Source organism: Bifidobacterium callitrichos, from assembly GCF_008698085.1.
Classification (GTDB): domain Bacteria; phylum Actinomycetota; class Actinomycetes; order Actinomycetales; family Bifidobacteriaceae; genus Bifidobacterium; species Bifidobacterium callitrichos.
In genome coordinates, this window is sequence record NZ_RZJP01000001.1 from 293,161 (window position 1) to 310,703 (window position 17,543).

The following is a 17,543-nucleotide window of genomic DNA, read 5'->3' on the forward strand; positions in this document are numbered from 1 at the left end:
ATCTTCCGAAAGATCATGGTCAAGATCATGTGGAAGAATAGTCCATGAAAACCCACAAAGGAGTGATTCACCATGTTCGGTTCGTCGTCGGCCATCGTCGGTGGCGTGCTGTTCGCAGCCGGTCTTATTGTCCTACTCATCGCACTTGTCGTCTTGCAGCGTATCCGCATGCTGCATTCCCGTTGCACCGCCCGTACGCGCGGCACGGTCATTCGCTTCGTCGAGCATGAGAATGACTGGAATCTCACGTTGACGCCGGAAATCCGATATGACGCCGACGGTCGTGAACGCACGGTGCTGGCCGCGGCCACGGCCGGGTTGCCTGACATGCATCTGGACGAGCGGACCGACGTCGCCTATGATCCCACTCACCCGGATGTCGCCTACCTGCCTGCCGACCGGCACGTCGGTTCCATGGCATGTACCCTGACGGCCGCGGGCGCCGTCTGTCTGGTGGCTGGTGCGGCGCTTGCCGCCGCCAGTGCGTGAGATCCCGATGTTCGCCTTGGGCGTGGCCCTCATGCTCATCGGCACCATGCCCGTCACAGCCGGCGCCATTGGGCTTGCCCGTGTGCGTCGACTGCGGTCGGGATGCCGGCTGGCCATGACCGGCGTGATCGTCCGTCGTCTGCGCAATACACGTGACGGCACATGGAATCTCGTGGTCCGATATCTGATCCGAGGCGTGCCGTATACGATCATCTCGAAGGGGTGGGATCAGGACGTGCGGTTCAGCCCTGGCCAGACCGTCACCGTCGTGTGCGACCCGTCCCGTCCGCATACGGCGCGATTGGATGCCGATCGGCCGTCATATGTCGGTCCGATGCTGAAGATAGGGGCCGGCGCTCCGCTGCTGGCGATCGGCGTCGAATTGTCGGCGGTCGCGTTGCTGTAGCCGCAGGCGCTGGGTGGCGTGGCATCCGGACAGGAGGACGGCTGGCATGCATTCGACACGCGTTCTGTTCGCGGTTCCAGTCCATTCCGGCCGTCCCAGGTCAGGATTATGGTGAGATCAAACATACATACAGTGTGTTCCGCTCATGCGGGTGATTCATGAATATGCACGGGTCCGTGGTGTTTCTTACTTCTACAATGCTTTCGGCTTTTCCGCTGGACACCGCTGGAATATCCGTCGTTTACGTTTGACTGTCACACCCTGTTCTTGAAAGGGGTTTCATCATGTTGAATTTCATCATCGACGAATCGCGTCCGTTCACGTTCGCCGCCCATCTGACGGGGGCGAGGAACGGTGTGACCGCACGTATCGCGAAGCTTGCGCCAAACCTGCCGTATGATGCGTCGGTCAAGGTACCACGCCGGCTGATCCCGGCTGACATGCCGGTCCAGCCGTTCGGCGTGGACGGGATCCTGCACCAGAGCTTCGAGCGTCTGTCCGACGCCGAGGACTGGACCGCCGCATGGGCGAACCGGTGACGGCAAGAGGAGTTCATGTATGCGACTGATCGGCAATATTCTGTGGATCGTGCTCGGCGGCATCGAGATCGCCATCGGCTGGGCCGTCATCGGGTTCGTGCTGTGCATCACGATCATCGGCATCCCGCTCGGGCTGCAGGCGTTCAAGATGGCGGGACTGACCCTGACGCCGTTCGGCAAGACCGTGCAGTACGGCGGGGGAGCGGGATCGACGTTTGCGAACATCATCTGGATTGTGCTCGTCGGCATCTGGATGGCGATCGGGTATGCGATCGCCGGAGTACTCAACTGCATCACGATCATCGGCATCCCGTTCGGTATCCAATCGTTCAAAATGGCCAAGCTCGCCCTGTGGCCGTTCGGCGCGGAGATCGTGGACGCGTGAGCCGTATCGTTTCTTAAAAGATGCTGTACATCGACAAGCCTCTTATCGTCCGCGCACTTCGCATCACAGGTTTCACGCTGATTGTGCCGGTCGCGGCGTTCTGGATCCCACCATTCTTCGACATGGTGGCGCAGCTGGGGCAAACGGCCGCGGTCATGGCGTTCATATGCTATGCACTGGGTTTGCTCTGCTGGCTCATCTCATTCTTCATGTCGTTTCTGGATGACGCACCAGCCGACCCAGCCGAATTGCGTCGGCACATGATCGTCGGGATAGCGCGTGTGCTCGCCGAGTGGATTCTGACGATAGTCGCATTGCCGGTTGCATTCATCGGATTCATCGCCGTGGCGGATATGATCGATCCGGCGCCGGTGATACCGGGGTAGACGGAAGACGACGTGGCATAATACCAAATTAGCCGATAATGTACGTTATGTCAGAAAGGATTCATGTCCCACGCCCCCTACCGTTGGAAGCCCCTTGGAAACTCAATGCTTCCAAGGGGTTTCGCCGTCTCGCGACCGGTTGGACGGTTATCGGGTGAATAGCCAATCACGGCTAATTTCGGCTAGCGTAACCACCTTTTAACACCTTTTTCTTAAATATGTGCACCCCTACCGCACGGGTCGCGAACTTGTGCGCAGGACCGACCGGTGGTGTCTATGGCTGGTGGACATCGAACCATCGGAGCTGAAGCAATCCCCCTCAATACGAAAGTCCATCATCGCCGCGGGCCGCACCGTGCTCGCCGCCCGTGCGAATCATCCAGGCCAGTCGTTGGCGGACCTGTATGACCCGCTGACCATGCCGCCCGACCTGCGCCGGGCGCATGAGAGGCTGGACAAGGTCGTGGATCCGGCGTTTGGGGACGACAAGTGGCTTAAAGATGACGATGAGGCGCGGCTGCGCGTGTTGTTCGCCGGATATGCGCGGATGACGGCGTAGGCCGCATAGGCACCGGGGAGAAAACTCTGCCGTTTAAGCGGAAGGACGGCGTATCGTTCAAGCCGTTTCGCGGTCGGGTCGATAGACTTGTATGCAGTCGTCAATGCGATGATGCGGCTGACGACACGGCGTCCGCCATTCCGGGCGATCGCCGAAGTATGAGATTCGATCAGGGAGGATCGGCGATGAATACGAGAACCCGAGTGACCGCCTTGCTGGCGGCGACGGCGATGATCGCGCTGTCAGGGTGTGGCACATCCCAGCAGCAGTCGGCGGATACGGAGGGCGAGGCGAGCGGCACGGTGACCGTGTGGGCATGGGAACCCGCGCTGAAGCCGCTGGTCGCGAAGTTCGAGAAGAAGTATCCGAACATCACGATCAAGCTCACGAACGTGGGTACGGCGCCGAAGACGACCTCGTCGTTCACCAACGCGTTCGAGGCCGGATCGGGCATGCCCGACGTCGTCCAGTTCGAGTATTCGACACTCCCCCAGATCGTCTACGGATACCAAGGAGCGTTGGAGAATCTGTCATCCTATCCGATCAGCGGCTGGGAGGACGACTACACGTCCGGCCCGTGGAGTTCGGTGAACGTGAGTGACGGCATCTATGGAGTGCCCATGGACTCCGGCCCCATGGCCATGTTCTACAACAAGGCCACGTTCGACAAGGCGGGCATCAGCGAACCGCCGAAGACGTGGGACGAGTTCTACGAGGCCGCGAAGAAGATCCACGCGCTCGGCGACAATTACTACATCAGCTCGTACGGCGGTGATACGAACGATTCGAACAGCATCGTCGCGTTCTGGGCGCAGGCGGGCGCCAAGCCGTTCGCCATGGACGGCGAAAACCTCACCATCAGTCTGAAGAACGACGAGACGATCAAAAAGGTCAACGACTATTGGCAGCGCATGATCGACGAGGGGCTGATCGCCACGAACATCCCTAGCTGGTCCGACGAATGGTTCCGCAGCTTCGCCGATGGCACGAACGCCGCCGTCATCACCGGCGCATGGATGCCCGCGAATCTGGCCGGCAGCTCAGCCGCCGCGGCGGGCGACTGGAGGGTCACGCCCACGCCCGTCTGGCCGGGGGCGGAGACGATCAACTCGTCGAATGGCGGTTCGACGCTGGCGCTTGCCGCATCGTCGAAGAACAAGAAGGCGGCATGGAAGTGGCTGGAGTTCGTCTCCCATGACGAGGAGGGTATCGCCGCATACACGGATGCCGGCGGCTTCCCGTCCAACAAGGCGCGCCTCGAGGATGAGGACTTCCTCAAGGGCAGCGACGAGCTGTCCAAGTATTTCGGTGGGCAGGAGTACAACAAGGTGCTCGCCCAGTCCGCGCTCGACGTCAAGGAATCCTTCGCATTCCCGCCGTTCTGGGGTTACGCGATGACCGCGTTCGGCGACGAGTTCGGCCCCGTGTTCCAAGGCGGTGGCAAATTGGATGACGCGGTCGCCAAATGGCAGTCCAAGCTCGACGACTACGGCAAGCAGCAGGGGTTCACCGTGAAAGAGTGATCGACGCCGGTCATTCCGATATGACGTGAAGGCCGCTCCCGGACCGGTGGTTCGGGGACGGCCTTCACGTCTTTCATGCGACTTTTCAGTCGTCGTTATCGTCAGTGGAATCGTCGTCGCTCGAGTCATTCTGATCATCGTCCGCGTCGTCGCCCCGGTCGTCCGCGTCATCATCTGGACCCGCGGCATGCGCCCGGACGCGCTCGTGTTCACATCATCGCGCGGCAACCCTCTGAGCCGCGAGACGGCGCGCGAGGCATGGGCGCAGGGCGCTCGACCGGGTGAAACTCCCCTACACGAACATCCATTCGATGCGTCACACCGCCGCCACCATGATGGCCCGCAACGGCGTTCCCGACCTTGTGCGCAAGAAGCTCATCGGCCATGCCGACATCGACACCACCGACATGATCTACACCCATACCGACGCGCCATGCTCGCCAAGGCGGTCGACGGCATGGAGAAGCTCATCAATGACGGCGGCAAGACGCGGACCCCGCTCACGCGGTCCGTCTGAACGTCGTCGAGTCGAACGGGTCGCCGCCGCTCCCCCATGCGGCGGCCATCCCGCCCCACACCCCGTAGATCTCGTTGTGATCCAGCGCGTACCTGAGACACTGGTCGATGACCGGGCAGTCCCGGCATCGGCTCTTCGCCCATTCGACGCTCATCGGCAGGGTGTCGTAGAAGAAGCCGGCGGATCCGTCCCGCCATGCGTCGGGGATGCCACGCCCCGCCAAAGGCGGGTACGGCGCGCATCGGTGCAACCGGAAGGTTGTGACGATGCGCACTCAACGACCGGCTCGCCTCACCCGAGATTCGACACGATAAGCCACACCCCCGATGCCGGTCGGAATGGCGAAGACCGCGATGAGAAGGAAGATGAACCCATCGACGTGGTCTTTCCGGTCGGCGGTGACTCGCGCGGTCTTCGGATGAGCCGGGTCGTAGTCGACGTCCATCCGATCGCCGGGCTTGTGGTCCCCCTTCTGTGTGGTCACTTCGAACGTGTCGCCGTCCACCTCGTATTCGATGACGTAATGGCTGTCTTCGATGATGCCGTTGTCGCCTTTAATGATCTCCTCGCGCAGCACGGTGCCGGTGGTCGTGGGGGTAGCCCGCCTGTTCAACCGGTGCTCGTCGAACGCGGCGAACACCGTCAGGCTGAGGAAGAACAAGCCGAGCGCCAACGTGATGATCCCTTCGAACATGACGCATCCCCTTGTCGCCCATGTGAAACCCAACGCTCCTATTATCCCACGCCCACCCTCGCGGCCACACCCACATAGCCCCCATCCCCCATCAGTCCACGTCGAAGGAGGCCCGATCATGTCCAACCCGAACCAGCCAAGCCGACCCCGAGGCATCCCGAAGGGCGGTCATAGGCGAAAACCGACGTAATGACCGTCACGGCCCTGTGAACCCGCCCCGTCTCGCCAGATCCATCACACACCAGTGGCGTGTGACCACTCTCACGCATGTCGACCACGCGTAGCTTCACCGCGCATGAGAGAATTGAAGGACAGCGGCCCAATGGGGAGCTGAATCATTCATCAAAGGGGATTAATGACGATGACCACCGATTCAAAAGCCAAGACGTTGCGAACCGCACTGCTGTTGCTCGCCTGTCCGGCGCTGCTGTTCTCGATGACCGCATGTGGCGAGCAGGTCGCGCCCGCCGATCCGGCGTCGGTGAAGCAGACACCTGCTGACACGAACGATGATCAATCGGATGATGACGACATCGACGATTCCAATGACGACTGATACCGGATTATCCATCGAGAAAAAGGAATCCAAATCGTCCGCGACGAGATAGGGAAATCCATCCAATGCTATACGGCGATTGCCGTCATTACCGGCAAGGACGCCAGTCGCATCACGCCCTTTCCACAGTCACCGCACGGTTCCCGCAACGCACGGTCATCCCTGACGACGGACCGGCGCCAAGCATCGTCTTGTCGGCGGCCCATGCACCGTCGGGTCCGAATACGGCGGTCACGATATCCTTCAGCCTGCCGGTACGTACGAGCGTCGCCGCACGACGACGCAACCTCCGACCCTCGGGAAGATTCGCGGCGAATGCGAGGGCGGCGGCACGAATCCGGATGCGCCCGTCACGCACGATGGCCAGCATCCACTGCATGAGCGCCTCCCCGCATGACAGTCCTTCGACCATGCCGCGGACATCGCGCGCGCTCACGGTCGCATCCAGCATCCCCGTCCAGTCGGCCGCGGGCTGGAGCGTACCGGTTGCGCATCGCCCGTCAGCACCGGTCACGGACACGTGCAGTGCACGACGGCCGGAGAACAGCCTGATCCGCCGGAGAACAGCCGCCAACGGAGTGCGGGTGGCGACAAGCACGGGCAGGGGTGTGAGGCCGGCGATGATAAGCAACGCCGCGGACGACATGAGAACGGCAAGCATGGACTGGTCGACGGGAGGCATGGATGTGACGCTTTCGACTGGGTTTCGTTGGGATGGCTTGATCATACGACGTCGCGGACACGTACACGCGGATGAACGTCCAAACAAGGGAGGGTGTTCCCTCACATGGCGTTCGAAGCAAGCCATGTGAGGGGACACCCTCCCCGAGGCGCATCCGGCAACGGTCCGTCCGAACAGACGCCGTCAACCGGGAATCAGCAGACGCCGTCAATCAGTTGGACGGGACCTCGCCTTCCTGAGCGTGATCGAAGTTCGGGACGTTCTTCGCGTCGAACTTGTATACGCCGATGTTGGCGGAGCTCGGATCGTTGCTCTTGTTGAACGGGCCGATGCCGGTGACGCCCTTGTAGTGGATGTCCTTGCCGGACTTCAGCGCGGCGAGGCAATCGCTGTATGTCGAGCATTCGGTGCCGCCGTTCGCACCGGAGACCGCAGCCATGTTCTTCTGGATGGTTTCACCATCGGCGGATCCGCCCTTCTGCGCCGCAAGCGCAGCGAGGATGATGCCGTCATATGTTTCGGCACCGTATGTGAAGGTGCTGATATCCTTGCCGTAGGCCGCCACGAGTTTCTTCTGGAACTCGTCGGATGCCATGACGCCCGGAATGGTGCCCTTGGCCCCTTCCAGCAGTCCGGCGTCGAGATCCTTCGAGTAGTCGGCCGTGTTGCCATCGACGAAGTACAGTTTGTGGGTGTCGATGCCCTGCGACGCCATCTCCTTGATGAGCGGCTTGGTCTGGTCGAAGGCGATCACGGCGACCGCATCGGGCTTGGAGGCCTTGATGGCGGTCACGATCGAGGAGAAGTTCGTTTCGGTCGGGTCGAAGGCGTCCTTCTCACCGTAGACGATGTTGACGCCGGCGTCCTTGACGGTCTTGACGACCGTATCACGCAGACCGGTGCCGTACTCGTCGTTGAACACCGCGACCGCGAGGTTCTTGACGCCGTCCTGAGCGATGACCTGGCCGAGCACGGTGCCCTGCACGGTGTCCGGCGGAACGGTGCGGAAGAAGTAGGGGCTCAGACCCGAGAAGTCCGAGCTGGTAGCGCCCATGGAAAGCATCGGGATCTTCTGCTCGGTGATGGACTTGTACACGTTCTTGACCACGGAGCTGGAGGCGGGGCCGATGATGAACGACGGCTTCTTCGAAAGCACCGACTGGGTGGCGGACGTGTTCTGATCGGCATGATCCGCATCGGAGGTATCGGCGTCGACGGTGGTCACATCCTTGCCGAGCACGCCGCCGGCGGCGTTGATGTCCTTGACGGCGAGCTTCTCCGCGGCCAGTTCAGGAGGCGCCAGATAAGCGAGCGAACCGGTCTCCGGCCACAGGCCGCCAAGCGTGAAGGTGTCGACCTTGCCGGAGCCGGAATCGCCGCCGCTTGCGCCGCTCGAACCGGAACTGGATGAACCGCATCCGGCGAGTGCCATCACCGCAGCCGCGACGGCCGCCGTAACCGTAATCATCATCTTCCTGGAATTCAACATATGAATCACCACTTCCTCTCAAGCCCTTAACGGGCAATGGTGTTCGATGTCAGTGATTATCGACGCGAGTCTTCGTTTCCCCGTTTCCCTCTCGAATCTTGGGATTCACCTTAGACTCCGCGTGATTCGCCCAGATTGTTGCCATGTAACCGTCGCATGAAGTCCGAAAACCTACGGAAACATGAATCATCGACCAAAACGGGAAGGAGGGTCGATGACGTGTACGGAGACGTCCTTTCGGCAGCTCGAAGGCGTACTCAGGCACGTCGAGTGGCTCCGAAAGGACGTATACGCACCGTCATCGGCCCTCCTCCTTGACCTCCTCCTCGAGATTGCCCAAGTACAGGGAGATCACCTTCGGATCCTCAAGCAGGTCGCGGCCTCGACCGGAGTAGGCGTTACGCCCCTGATCGAGCACATATCCCCTATCGCAGATCTGCAGGCAGCGTCGGGCGTTCTGTTCGACGATGATGACCGAGACTCCCGCCTTGTTGACCTGACGGACGCGGATGAACGTCTCGTCCTGCAGCATCGGGGACAGACCTGCGGACGGCTCGTCAAGCAGCAGTACGGAGGGGTTCATCATCAGTGCACGGGCCATGGCTACCATCTGCCGTTCGCCGCCGGACAGCGATCCTGCGAGCTGGTCCTTGCGCTCCCCCAGTCTGGGGAAGATCGAGCACACGTAGTCGAAGCGCTCATTGAACTTCTTCGGCGCCTGATAGGCGCCCATGTGCATGTTCTCGGCGATGGTGAGGCTGGGGAACACGTTCTCGGTCTGCGGCACGAAGCCGACACCAAGGGAGACGAGCTTGTCCGCCCGCAGGTTCGTGATGTCCCTCCCCTTGAGGATCAGGTGTCCGGAATGGATGTGGACGAGACCGAACAGGGATTTGAGCAGCGTCGACTTTCCGGCGCCGTTCGGGCCGATGATGCCGACGATCTCGCCCTGGTGCAGGGTCAGGGACGCTCCGTTGAGGATGTTGACGCCGGGAATGTATCCGGCGACGAGGTCGACGGCGTCGAGCAGAGGCTCGCCCTCCGGCTCCCCCACGTGGATTTCGGCGCGCGGACGGGTGTCTGCGGTCGGCATGACATCTGTGTCGCTCATGATCAGTGCTCCCCCTTCTGTTCGTCGGCGGATCCGACGGATCCCGCGGATCCGGGTCCGTTCGCGTCTCCCGCCTCCAGATCGGCTACGACGGAATCGTCTCCCAGGTCGATGTTCGCGTGGGATCCGAGGTAGGCGTCGATGACGGCGGGATCGTTCATCACGGTCTTCGGCTGTCCCTCGGCGACGATCCTGCCTTCAGCCATGACGGTCACCCAGTCGGCGATGTGACGGACCATGTTGATGTCGTGCTCGACGAACAGCACGGTCGTTCCCTCCTCTCGCAGAGCCATGATGTGGTCCAGCAGGGACTGCTTCAGCGCCGGGTTGACGCCGGCCATCGGCTCGTCGAGCATGACGAGCTGCGGGTCGGACATCAGCGCGCGGGCCATCTCCAGCAGCTTCCTCTGGCCTCCGGAAAGCGATCCGGCGAAGTCGTTCCTCTTCTTGATCAGCAGGAAACGCTCCAGCAGCGCCTCGGCCTTGTCGATGTTGGCCTTCTCCTGCCTGCGCCATAATCCGGGGATGAGTGCGCGGAACATACCCTCACCGGGTTGGACCGGTGCGCCGAGCAGCATGTTGTCGAGGACCGTCAGACGGCTCATGACCTTGGTCAGCTGGAAGGTGCGGACCATGCCCATACGGGACACCTGTTCGGGGTGCACGTGGGCCAGATCCTTGCCGTCGAACTGCCATGAGCCCGTGTTGGGGGTGTCGAAGCCAGTCATCAGGTTGAAGAACGTGGTCTTGCCGGCGCCGTTCGGTCCGATGAGCGCCGTGATGCCGTGGCGTTCGATCTCGAAATGGTCGACGTCGACGGCGGTCATGCCGCCGAATCGACGGGTCACCTTGTCGGCCACGAGAATCGGGTCGGGCTTGTGCACTCCGGGCTTGTTCTCGACGAACTCCAGATCCTCGCGGACCTTGTCGCCGTACGCGGTGGAGATCAGATGCTCACCTTCGGGGGCTTTGGTGGCCCATTGGGCGAGGTCATGGAACGGCTTGCCGGGTTCGGTGGGGTTCATGTCCCGTTCGGAGAGGTTGGCGGCGGTCACGCCGGCGATGGTCTCCTCGTTCCCGTCGTCGGAACCCGCACCAGTCGTCTTGTGCAATGCGTTGTCAGACATTGAAGGCCAGTTCCTTTCTGTCTCCCAAGAGACCCTGCGGTCTGAAGATCACGAGGCACATCAGCGCGACGCCTACGATCACCCAGCCGAGCGATTCGACCTGGTTCGATGAGATCACCGTGTCCGGGATCGCGCCGCGCATCAGCTCCTTGACGAACGTGAGCAGCACCCACAGCAGGCACGAACCGACGATCGGTCCGAAGATCGTGGCTGCACCGCCCAGTAGCAGGATCGTCCACGCGTAGAAGGTGACCGCTCGTCCCAGCGAATCGGGTTGGACCGAGCGCGGCAGCACGAAGATAACGCCGCCGAGAGCGCCGAAGATGCCGCCGAGGATCAGCGCCTGCATCTTGTAGACGGTCACGTTCTTGCCGAGAGAGCGGACCGCGTTCTCATCCTCGCGGATGCCCTTGAGCACGCGCCCCCACGGCGAGTGGAACCAGCGCCAGCATAGGAGGGCGGCGACCGCCACGAGGACCCAGGCCACGATGCGCAGCCACCATGAATCGGCGATGTTGTTCGAATACGTCCATAGCAGGAACGTGGTCGATCCCTGCGGCAGGGGCGAGATGCCCTCGAACTGCGTGGTGAAGTCCTGCGGCGAGATGCCGGCCGAACCGCCCGTGAGCTTCGTCATTGCGGTGGATCTGCCGATGATGCGAATGATCTCAGCGGCCGCGAGCGTGACCATGGCGAGGTAGTCGGGTCCGAGCTTGAGGGTCGGGATGCCCAGCAGAAGCGCGTAGATCACGGCAAGTGCGATCGCGGCGCATAGCGAGGCGAACAGGTTGCCTCCCATCATCTGCACGATCGCGAATCCGTATGCGCCGAGCAGCATGAATCCCGCCTGGCCCATGTTCATCAGTCCGGTCATGCCGAAGTGGATGTTCAATCCGATGGCGGCCAACGCATATGCCGCCGTGGTCGGGGCGATGAGCTCGCCCAGCGTATTGGTGATGACGGTCATGAGGTCCATGTCTCAGCCCACCCTTTGCTGCTTGCCGAAGATGCCCTGCGGACGTACCAGCAGGACGATGATGAGAATCGCCAGCGCGCTGGCGTAACGCATGTCGTTGGGGATGATGAGCGAGCTCATGTCCGCCACGATGCCGATGATCAGGGATCCGACGAGCGCACCGTTCGCGGTGCCGAGGCCGCCAAGGGTGACGGCCGCGAACATCAGCAGCAGCAGCGTCGCGCCGGTGTTCCATGAGATGCCGTTGAGGTATACGCCCAACAGCACTCCGGACAGGGCGGCCATCGCGCAGGAGATGATCCACACGATCCGCACCACCTGTTCGACGTTGATGCCGGACGCGGCGGCCAGCGCCGCATTGTCGGACACTGCGCGGGTGGCGCGTCCGAGGCGCGTCCTGTACAGGAACAGGCTGACGCCGACGATGACGACGATCGCGATGCCTGCCGAGATGAGCGTCGGCGCGTCAGTGGTGATCGGACCGAGATTGAAGCTCGACGGCACCGACCTGACGATGCCCTTGATGTCGCCGCCGAAGAAGAACTGGAAGAGATACTGCAGCGCCATGGACAGGCCGATCGTGACGATCATCTGCTGCATGGTGCCGACGCGCTTGCGCCGAAGCGGAGCCCAGACGATCTCGTTCTGAATCCATCCGGTGAGCGCGCCCACCGCGACCGCGAAGATCGCCGAAGGGATGAGGGGCCAGTGCAGCACCTGCGTACCCACATACGCCATCAGACCACCGAGGCTGACCTGCTCGCCGTGGGAGAAGGAGCTCAGGCCGGTGGTGCCGTAGACCAAGTTCATGCCCACGGACATGAGGCCGAGCATGAGGCCGAAGATCACGCCGGAGAACAGCTGCTGCCAGAATCTGGCGCCGATGTTGGCTCCGATCGACGAACCCCCATCACCTGAGGCCGATCCCGTATTCGCCGATGTCGAACCGGACGATCCGGAGGCATCGGACGAGGATCCGCCGTTCGAGTTCGTCGAAGCGTTCGATGCGGGCTTGTCGAAGCGGACCACCTGCCGCGCCTTGTCGAAGCTGTTCATCTTGACGTCGACGGTGGCGCTTGCGGCCTTGAGCCTATGCTTCTCGGCGACCGACTTGTCCATGGTGACGGTGTATGTACCGTCCTTGGACACGCTGAACGCCCAATTGCCATTGGCATCGGTGGTGGTGGTCGCGGTCTCGGCCCCGCTCAGTGTGATCTCCACTCCGGCGATCGGGGTCTTGCCCGCGTCCTGCAGGATGCCGTTGACGCATCCGTTCGTCGCGGAGGGGTTGCAGGTGGGAACCGCCTCGGCCGCTTGCGCGGGGACTGGCGGAATGATAATGAGAAACGCCATCAGTAGGGTCGAAACCGCTGTACATGCGAACAGTAGCAATCCCATTCGATGACGCCGTTGTATGGTTACGGCTGCCATGTGAATGTCCTCTCTGGATTTGCTTCCACAATCTAGAGAGGCAAGTTACGCGCGCCGTTGCGCTTCTGTTTCTCCCTCGTTTCCGTAGATGCCGATTCGTTACGTGCGGATAATGTCCGCAATCAGAGCAATCGAAGCGATCAGAGATCGGACCGGTCTGCCGCGTGCGCCGATCCGAGGACGGCATCCATCTGACTGCGCGCGGCGCGACGCGCCTGCGCATACATGCAGACCCACTGGACGATCAGCAGCAGGATGAAGGTGACGGCGCTGGGCCAACCCAATGATGCGTAGAAGTCACGTACATCGGGGTCGAATGCGTTCCCATCGGCGTACCACACGTACACCATGTATGGGGAGGAACCAAGAACGACGCAGACCACATGCGCGTAGACCACATTCCATGAGACGATGGGGACTGCACCGGAATACCGATGCAGCAGACGGCCTCGTATGACGCATATGATGATGACGGCCACCGATATCAGCAGTGCCAGGCACCACAGCATGGCGGGCATCAGATCCAGCATGTCAGCCCCCTCATCAGTATCACAGTCCGTCGGTCTAGCCCTCATGCGACCGCGCTGTGTCGGGCCAGCCGCTGCGCCTCGAGCTTCCGGCGCATGCGCGCCGCGGTCAGATCATCGATAGGACGGCCGGTCGATCGGACGGCCGGATGGGTCTGGAGATCGACATAGTCCTCCCCCTCCAGCGCCTGTTGGATCTGATGCCACAATGATCCCACGGACACCGCGAACACCGCCTTGCCGCTCTGCAGCAGATCGAGCATCTGCTCGTTGGTGGTGCATTCGTGCACGTGCTGGCCGTCACACATGATGGTGATGTTCTCCAGCTGTCTGGTGCTACGCTGCGTGAGGAATCCGATGGCCGCAGTGACGTTCTGCAGGTTCACTCCGGCATCGAGCAGACGCTTGGATACGGCGAGGATGACGACGTCCTTGAACGAGTAGAGACGGCGCGAGCCGGAACCGTGCGACGGGGTGATCGACGGCTCCACTATCTGCTTGCGCGCCCAGTAATCCAGTTGCCGGTAGGTGATGCCGGCGACCTTGGATGCGACGGTGCCGCGATAGCCACGTTTGGGCTCACTGTCCTCCGGAGTGGCGAACAGCTCCCCCTGCACGGCATCGTCATCGCCGACCGCCGGATCATCGGACCATATGCGCAATCGCGGTCTGATCTCGTCCATGTCGGTCATCGCCGCTCCCCATGTGGTCCTTCTGATGGATTCACCCGAACCGGTGTTCAGGCGACGATCGCCGACTGGGTGAAGAATACGAGACGGAACTTGCCGATCATGATCTCGTCGCCGTTCTTCAACGTCGCCTGATCGACACGCTGACGGTTCACGTACGTGCCGTTGAGCGATCCCGCATCGATGACGGAGAACACTCCATTGACACGACGGAACACCGCATGCGCACGGGAGACGGTGGAATCGTCGAGCAGGATATCGGACTTCGGATCACGCCCGACGCTCACCTCGTCCTCGTCGAGGAGATATCGCGATCCGGAGACCGCCCCTCGCGTGGAGATGAGCAGCGCCGTACCCGGGGAAAGACGGGAGATGGTGTCCAGATCCTCCTGAGTGAGAGGACGGTCGCCGGTGGCGGTCACGGGAATGGTAATGGCGGGAAGACCGATGATGGTCGTTTCGCCTGCGCTAGGAATCGGTTCAGTCATAATTCATCATTCTAAGCCAATGATTTCCATTCCGCATCGACCAACTCGCGCGAGGCGCGCTGAAGTCGTGGGAAACGCCGAGAATCCCGTTCACTGCGCGGCTTTCGCATACTTGTACGTCGCGGGGTCGCGCACCGCATCAATGGTCACGTCATCGGATTGCGTGACGGTGACCCGCGAGCCGTACATCACCTTGAGTCTGGAGCCAATGCCTCCGGCGATATTGACGGCGTTCTGCAGGTCCGCGGGGTTGCCGATCGCACGGATCACGTACGGGGTGTCCAGAGTGACTCCGTCGCATATCAGGTTGCCGTCGGCGTCGGCGGTGATCGACGTGGAGGTGACGACGCGGACGTCGCCCACGGAGATGACCTCGGCTCCGGCGTTGCGCAGCTCCTCGATGAGGGTGAACAGGCTTGCGGCGTCGATGTTCTGCTTCGTGCCGCGCGTGATCGTGATGACCACTCCCTCGCCCTGCGCCGGGAGTCTACCGGAGATGATGCCGCTGGTCTCCTCGTTCTGCTTGGCGATCTTCTCGGCCTGCTCGCGCTGGTCGGCCGCCGCCTTGAGACTGGACAGCTGGCTGGACAGCTCGTTCTTGCGCTGTTCCAGCAGCTGCGCCTGATTGCTGGTCTCGTTGATCAGTCTGACGAGTTCATCCTCGCTGAGCGTCTCGTATGTGGACTGCGTGTTGTTGATCTGCGTCATGTAGCCGAATCCCAGCAACGCGCACATGAGGAGCACCAGCGTCGAGGACAGCAGCTTGGCCCGCAGGCCGGAGCCTCCCAGCGAACGCTTGCCGTTCCCCGCACGTCCCACCTGGGGGAAGGATCCGGTGGCCAGGTCGTCATTGCGCTCCTCCGCCTCGACATGCGCCTTCATCCGCGTGACGGTGTCGTCACGCGTCTCCCCGCCGTTACGGCGCCCGTCGCGTCCGTCCCGTCTCATACCCGCCATACGCATATCGCCCCTGTCAGCTTCGGAAGATGAACCGGCGGATGGCCGACACATTGGAGAAGATGCGGATGCCGAGCACGACGATGACCGCGGTCTGCAGCTGCGAGCCGACACCGAGCTGGTTGCCGAGCAGCACCAGCAGGGTGGCGGTGATCACGTTGGCGAAGAACGAGATGATGAACACGCGATCGGAGAAGCGGCGTTCGAAATAGGCGCGGGCGGCACCCAGCAGCGCATCGAGCGCAGCGACGACCATGATCGGCAGGTACGGCTGCACCCACACGGGGATGTCGGGCTGCACGAACACACCGATCACCACGCCGATGATCAGACCCAGAACCGCCGCCATCTATTCCGCCCTCCTTGCGTAGTTGAGATCGCCCACTACGGCCGCTTCCAGTGTAAGCCCTTTCGACTCCTTGACCTGCAGGGTGATGCCGGCGTCCTGATAGGCGTCATAGAGCGCGCCGAGTCGCTTACGTCCGACGGATGCGGACAGATCGCCGCTGTTGCCGATCGCCTCTATCCGGTACGGGCTGGATACCGCGTCGAGACCGACGAGAATGGCGCCTCCCGCGGTGCGGATCGAGGTCTGGGCCCCGAGCCTATGGCCGTTGATGGAGATGGCCTCCGCCCCTGATTGCCACAGCAGCGAGACCAGCAGCTGAAGATCCCCGTCCGTGATGACGCGCAGATGACTGCCCGCACTCTCTCTGGGCAATGCGCCGTTCGCACCGTCATTGGCGGCGGCGATCGGGTTGGAGGCCGTCAGGGTGATCCCCTCCCCCGTCACCTTGACCAGACCGCTGGCCATCTCGTCATTGAGCACGGTCTCGCTCGAACCGGTGACGTCCAGTCGATCGGACTGATCCTCGACCTTGGATCGCAGGTCGTTGATCTGCCCGGAGAGCGTATCCACGTTGGATTGGGACGTCTCCAGCTGCGAGGCGAGGGACGCGCGCACCTCCCGACGCGGATCGGAATGAAGCTGCTGGACGAACAGGCTGCCGAGAAACCCCACGCCGATGCATACGAGGAAGCACAGGATGCGCATCGACCATTTCGACAATGCGGTATCCCGATGCGTGGCCAGATTCGAATCCAGATAGATGGGGTCGAGGGGACGGTTCGTCAGATCGTCGATGAGACGCAGCGATTCGTCCTGCCGGACACGGCGACGACGTTCCCGCTCCCTCTCGTTGACATCGGGGCCGGGGGCGAGATGATGGGTGATCAGCCCCCGGTAGGTGCGCGAGAACGTCGAGCGGCGCCGGGGCACGGACTGTGCGCGATCCACCGGATAGGATGCCGGCATCGGCTCGAGATCGTTCATCACGCTACGCCCTGCTTACGTCCACGACTCAGGCCTTGCCATGCTGGCGCGGCAGTTCCTGGCGCAGCACGGTGATGCCCTGACGGAAATAGATGTATCCGGCAAGCCAGTACATGGCAACGCCCCAGATGCCGGCCGCCAGTGCTGCCAGATGCAGCAGTCGGAACAGCGATCCGGTTCCGAGGTCGGCCACGGTCAGGGCGACGATCGCCATCATGAGCAACGCGGTACCGGCCTTGCCCACGAAATGCACGGGCAGGGGGCCGTACCCGTACTGCGCGATCCACAGCACCTGCACCGCCATGACGAGATCACGCAGACCAACAACGATGAGCATCCACCAGGGGATGATGCCCGCCACCCCGAGTGCCAGAATGGAGCAGAAGATGAGCAGACGATCGGCCAGCGGGTCGAGGATCTGCCCGATCTTGCTGACCTGGTCGAGCTTGCGCGCCAGAATGCCGTCGATGCCGTCCGATGCGGACGATATCGCAAGTACGATCAGTGCCGGCACCATCTCATGCCGTGCCATCAGCCAGGCGATGAACGGGATGGAGATGATGCGCAGCAGACTGATGAGGTTCGGGACGGTCAGATAGATGTCCTTCGCCTCCGGACTGTACCGTGATGTGACGTTGTGCTCGGTCATGCTTCGATTCACTGTACACGCATGGGCCGT

General features: G+C 62.0%; 23 protein-coding genes and 1 pseudogene. 9 read left to right on the plus strand and 15 right to left on the minus strand.

The genetic code is table 11. From position 1 onward, the window contains the following. Positions 1-72 precede the first annotated feature (72 nt). The 8 genes and pseudogenes from EMB92_RS01355 to EMB92_RS11890 form a co-directional block, all read left to right on the plus strand. Positions 73-489 (plus strand): DUF3592 domain-containing protein, encoded by a 417-nt coding sequence (locus tag EMB92_RS01355; RefSeq protein ID WP_043166487.1) that lies wholly within the window; start codon positions 73-75, stop codon positions 487-489. Continuing rightward, positions 470-895, plus strand: coding sequence for a DUF3592 domain-containing protein (locus tag EMB92_RS01360; protein ID WP_150393534.1), 426 nt, complete (start codon positions 470-472; stop codon positions 893-895). The genes EMB92_RS01355 and EMB92_RS01360 overlap by 20 nt, the downstream gene beginning before the upstream one ends. A gap of 284 nt (positions 896-1,179) precedes the next feature. Then, positions 1,180-1,434 carry a hypothetical protein gene (locus EMB92_RS01365; protein ID WP_150393535.1) on the plus strand — a complete coding sequence of 85 codons (255 nt, stop codon included), beginning with the start codon at positions 1,180-1,182 and terminating at the stop codon, positions 1,432-1,434. 19 nt (positions 1,435-1,453) lie between these two features. After that, a complete protein-coding gene (locus EMB92_RS01370) occupies positions 1,454-1,819 on the plus strand; it encodes a YccF domain-containing protein (RefSeq protein WP_150393536.1) in 366 nt (121 codons plus the stop codon). A 20-nt stretch (positions 1,820-1,839) separates the two neighbouring features. Further along, complete coding sequence (locus EMB92_RS01375; protein ID WP_150393537.1) at positions 1,840-2,205, plus strand: hypothetical protein; 366 nt, start codon at positions 1,840-1,842, stop codon at positions 2,203-2,205. Positions 2,206-2,425: 220 nt separating this feature from the next. Continuing rightward, on the plus strand, positions 2,426-2,764 hold the full coding sequence (locus tag EMB92_RS01380; protein WP_317908853.1) for a type IIL restriction-modification enzyme MmeI: 339 nt from the start codon (positions 2,426-2,428) through the stop codon (positions 2,762-2,764). Between the two features lie 185 nt (positions 2,765-2,949). Then, positions 2,950-4,287: an ABC transporter substrate-binding protein gene (locus EMB92_RS01385; protein ID WP_150393539.1), complete on the plus strand. Its 1,338-nt coding sequence runs from the start codon at positions 2,950-2,952 to the stop codon at positions 4,285-4,287. Positions 4,288-4,568: 281 nt separating this feature from the next. Next, positions 4,569-4,703: pseudogene (locus EMB92_RS11890) on the plus strand (tyrosine-type recombinase/integrase); the annotation flags it as partial. Positions 4,704-4,787: 84 nt separating this feature from the next. On the opposite strand, the gene EMB92_RS01395 reads toward EMB92_RS11890, so the two are convergent. Both EMB92_RS01395 and EMB92_RS01400 read right to left on the minus strand, forming a co-directional pair. Beyond that, on the minus strand, positions 4,788-5,027 hold the full coding sequence (locus EMB92_RS01395; protein ID WP_223847503.1) for a WhiB family transcriptional regulator: 240 nt from the start codon (positions 5,025-5,027) through the stop codon (positions 4,788-4,790). Positions 5,028-5,078: 51 nt separating this feature from the next. Then, on the minus strand, positions 5,079-5,498 hold the full coding sequence (locus EMB92_RS01400; protein WP_190973515.1) for a DUF3592 domain-containing protein: 420 nt from the start codon (positions 5,496-5,498) through the stop codon (positions 5,079-5,081). A 355-nt stretch (positions 5,499-5,853) separates the two neighbouring features. Here EMB92_RS01400 and EMB92_RS01405 point away from each other — a divergent pair, with 355 nt between their 5' ends. Continuing rightward, positions 5,854-6,054: a hypothetical protein gene (locus EMB92_RS01405; RefSeq protein ID WP_150393541.1), complete on the plus strand. Its 201-nt coding sequence runs from the start codon at positions 5,854-5,856 to the stop codon at positions 6,052-6,054. Between the two features lie 112 nt (positions 6,055-6,166). On the opposite strand, the gene EMB92_RS01410 is transcribed toward EMB92_RS01405, so the two are convergent. The 13 genes from EMB92_RS01410 to EMB92_RS01470 form a co-directional block, all read right to left on the minus strand. Then, entirely contained in the window at positions 6,167-6,736 is a 570-nt protein-coding gene (locus tag EMB92_RS01410; protein ID WP_150393542.1) for a hypothetical protein, read from the minus strand. Positions 6,737-6,947: 211 nt separating this feature from the next. Next, positions 6,948-8,225, minus strand: a complete 1,278-nt coding sequence (locus EMB92_RS01415; RefSeq protein ID WP_223847505.1) for an ABC transporter substrate-binding protein — start codon at positions 8,223-8,225, stop codon at positions 6,948-6,950. Between the two features lie 298 nt (positions 8,226-8,523). Continuing rightward, positions 8,524-9,336: an ABC transporter ATP-binding protein gene (locus EMB92_RS01420; RefSeq protein ID WP_395951555.1), complete on the minus strand. Its 813-nt coding sequence runs from the start codon at positions 9,334-9,336 to the stop codon at positions 8,524-8,526. Between the two features lie 2 nt (positions 9,337-9,338). Continuing rightward, positions 9,339-10,463, minus strand: coding sequence for an ABC transporter ATP-binding protein (locus EMB92_RS01425; RefSeq protein WP_395951557.1), 1,125 nt, complete (start codon positions 10,461-10,463; stop codon positions 9,339-9,341). After that, entirely contained in the window at positions 10,456-11,439 is a 984-nt protein-coding gene (locus EMB92_RS01430; protein ID WP_150393543.1) for a branched-chain amino acid ABC transporter permease, read from the minus strand. The genes EMB92_RS01425 and EMB92_RS01430 overlap by 8 nt, the downstream gene beginning before the upstream one ends. Positions 11,440-11,442: 3 nt before the next feature. Continuing rightward, positions 11,443-12,870: an ABC transporter permease subunit gene (locus EMB92_RS01435; protein WP_150393544.1), complete on the minus strand. Its 1,428-nt coding sequence runs from the start codon at positions 12,868-12,870 to the stop codon at positions 11,443-11,445. A gap of 140 nt (positions 12,871-13,010) precedes the next feature. Further along, on the minus strand, positions 13,011-13,400 hold the full coding sequence (locus tag EMB92_RS01440; RefSeq protein ID WP_150393545.1) for a hypothetical protein: 390 nt from the start codon (positions 13,398-13,400) through the stop codon (positions 13,011-13,013). 41 nt (positions 13,401-13,441) lie between these two features. Continuing rightward, positions 13,442-14,080, minus strand: coding sequence for a MerR family transcriptional regulator (locus EMB92_RS01445; protein ID WP_043166575.1), 639 nt, complete (start codon positions 14,078-14,080; stop codon positions 13,442-13,444). A 56-nt stretch (positions 14,081-14,136) separates the two neighbouring features. Then, positions 14,137-14,574 carry an FHA domain-containing protein gene (locus EMB92_RS01450; RefSeq protein WP_043166528.1) on the minus strand — a complete coding sequence of 146 codons (438 nt, stop codon included), beginning with the start codon at positions 14,572-14,574 and terminating at the stop codon, positions 14,137-14,139. 90 nt (positions 14,575-14,664) lie between these two features. Further along, positions 14,665-15,522: a DUF881 domain-containing protein gene (locus EMB92_RS01455; protein WP_395951560.1), complete on the minus strand. Its 858-nt coding sequence runs from the start codon at positions 15,520-15,522 to the stop codon at positions 14,665-14,667. Between the two features lie 25 nt (positions 15,523-15,547). Next, positions 15,548-15,880, minus strand: a complete 333-nt coding sequence (locus EMB92_RS01460; protein ID WP_043166530.1) for a small basic family protein — start codon at positions 15,878-15,880, stop codon at positions 15,548-15,550. Next, entirely contained in the window at positions 15,881-16,864 is a 984-nt protein-coding gene (locus EMB92_RS01465) for a DUF881 domain-containing protein (RefSeq protein WP_190973516.1), read from the minus strand. A gap of 28 nt (positions 16,865-16,892) precedes the next feature. After that, positions 16,893-17,513, minus strand: coding sequence for a CDP-alcohol phosphatidyltransferase family protein (locus tag EMB92_RS01470; protein ID WP_150393547.1), 621 nt, complete (start codon positions 17,511-17,513; stop codon positions 16,893-16,895). Positions 17,514-17,543 lie beyond the last annotated feature (30 nt).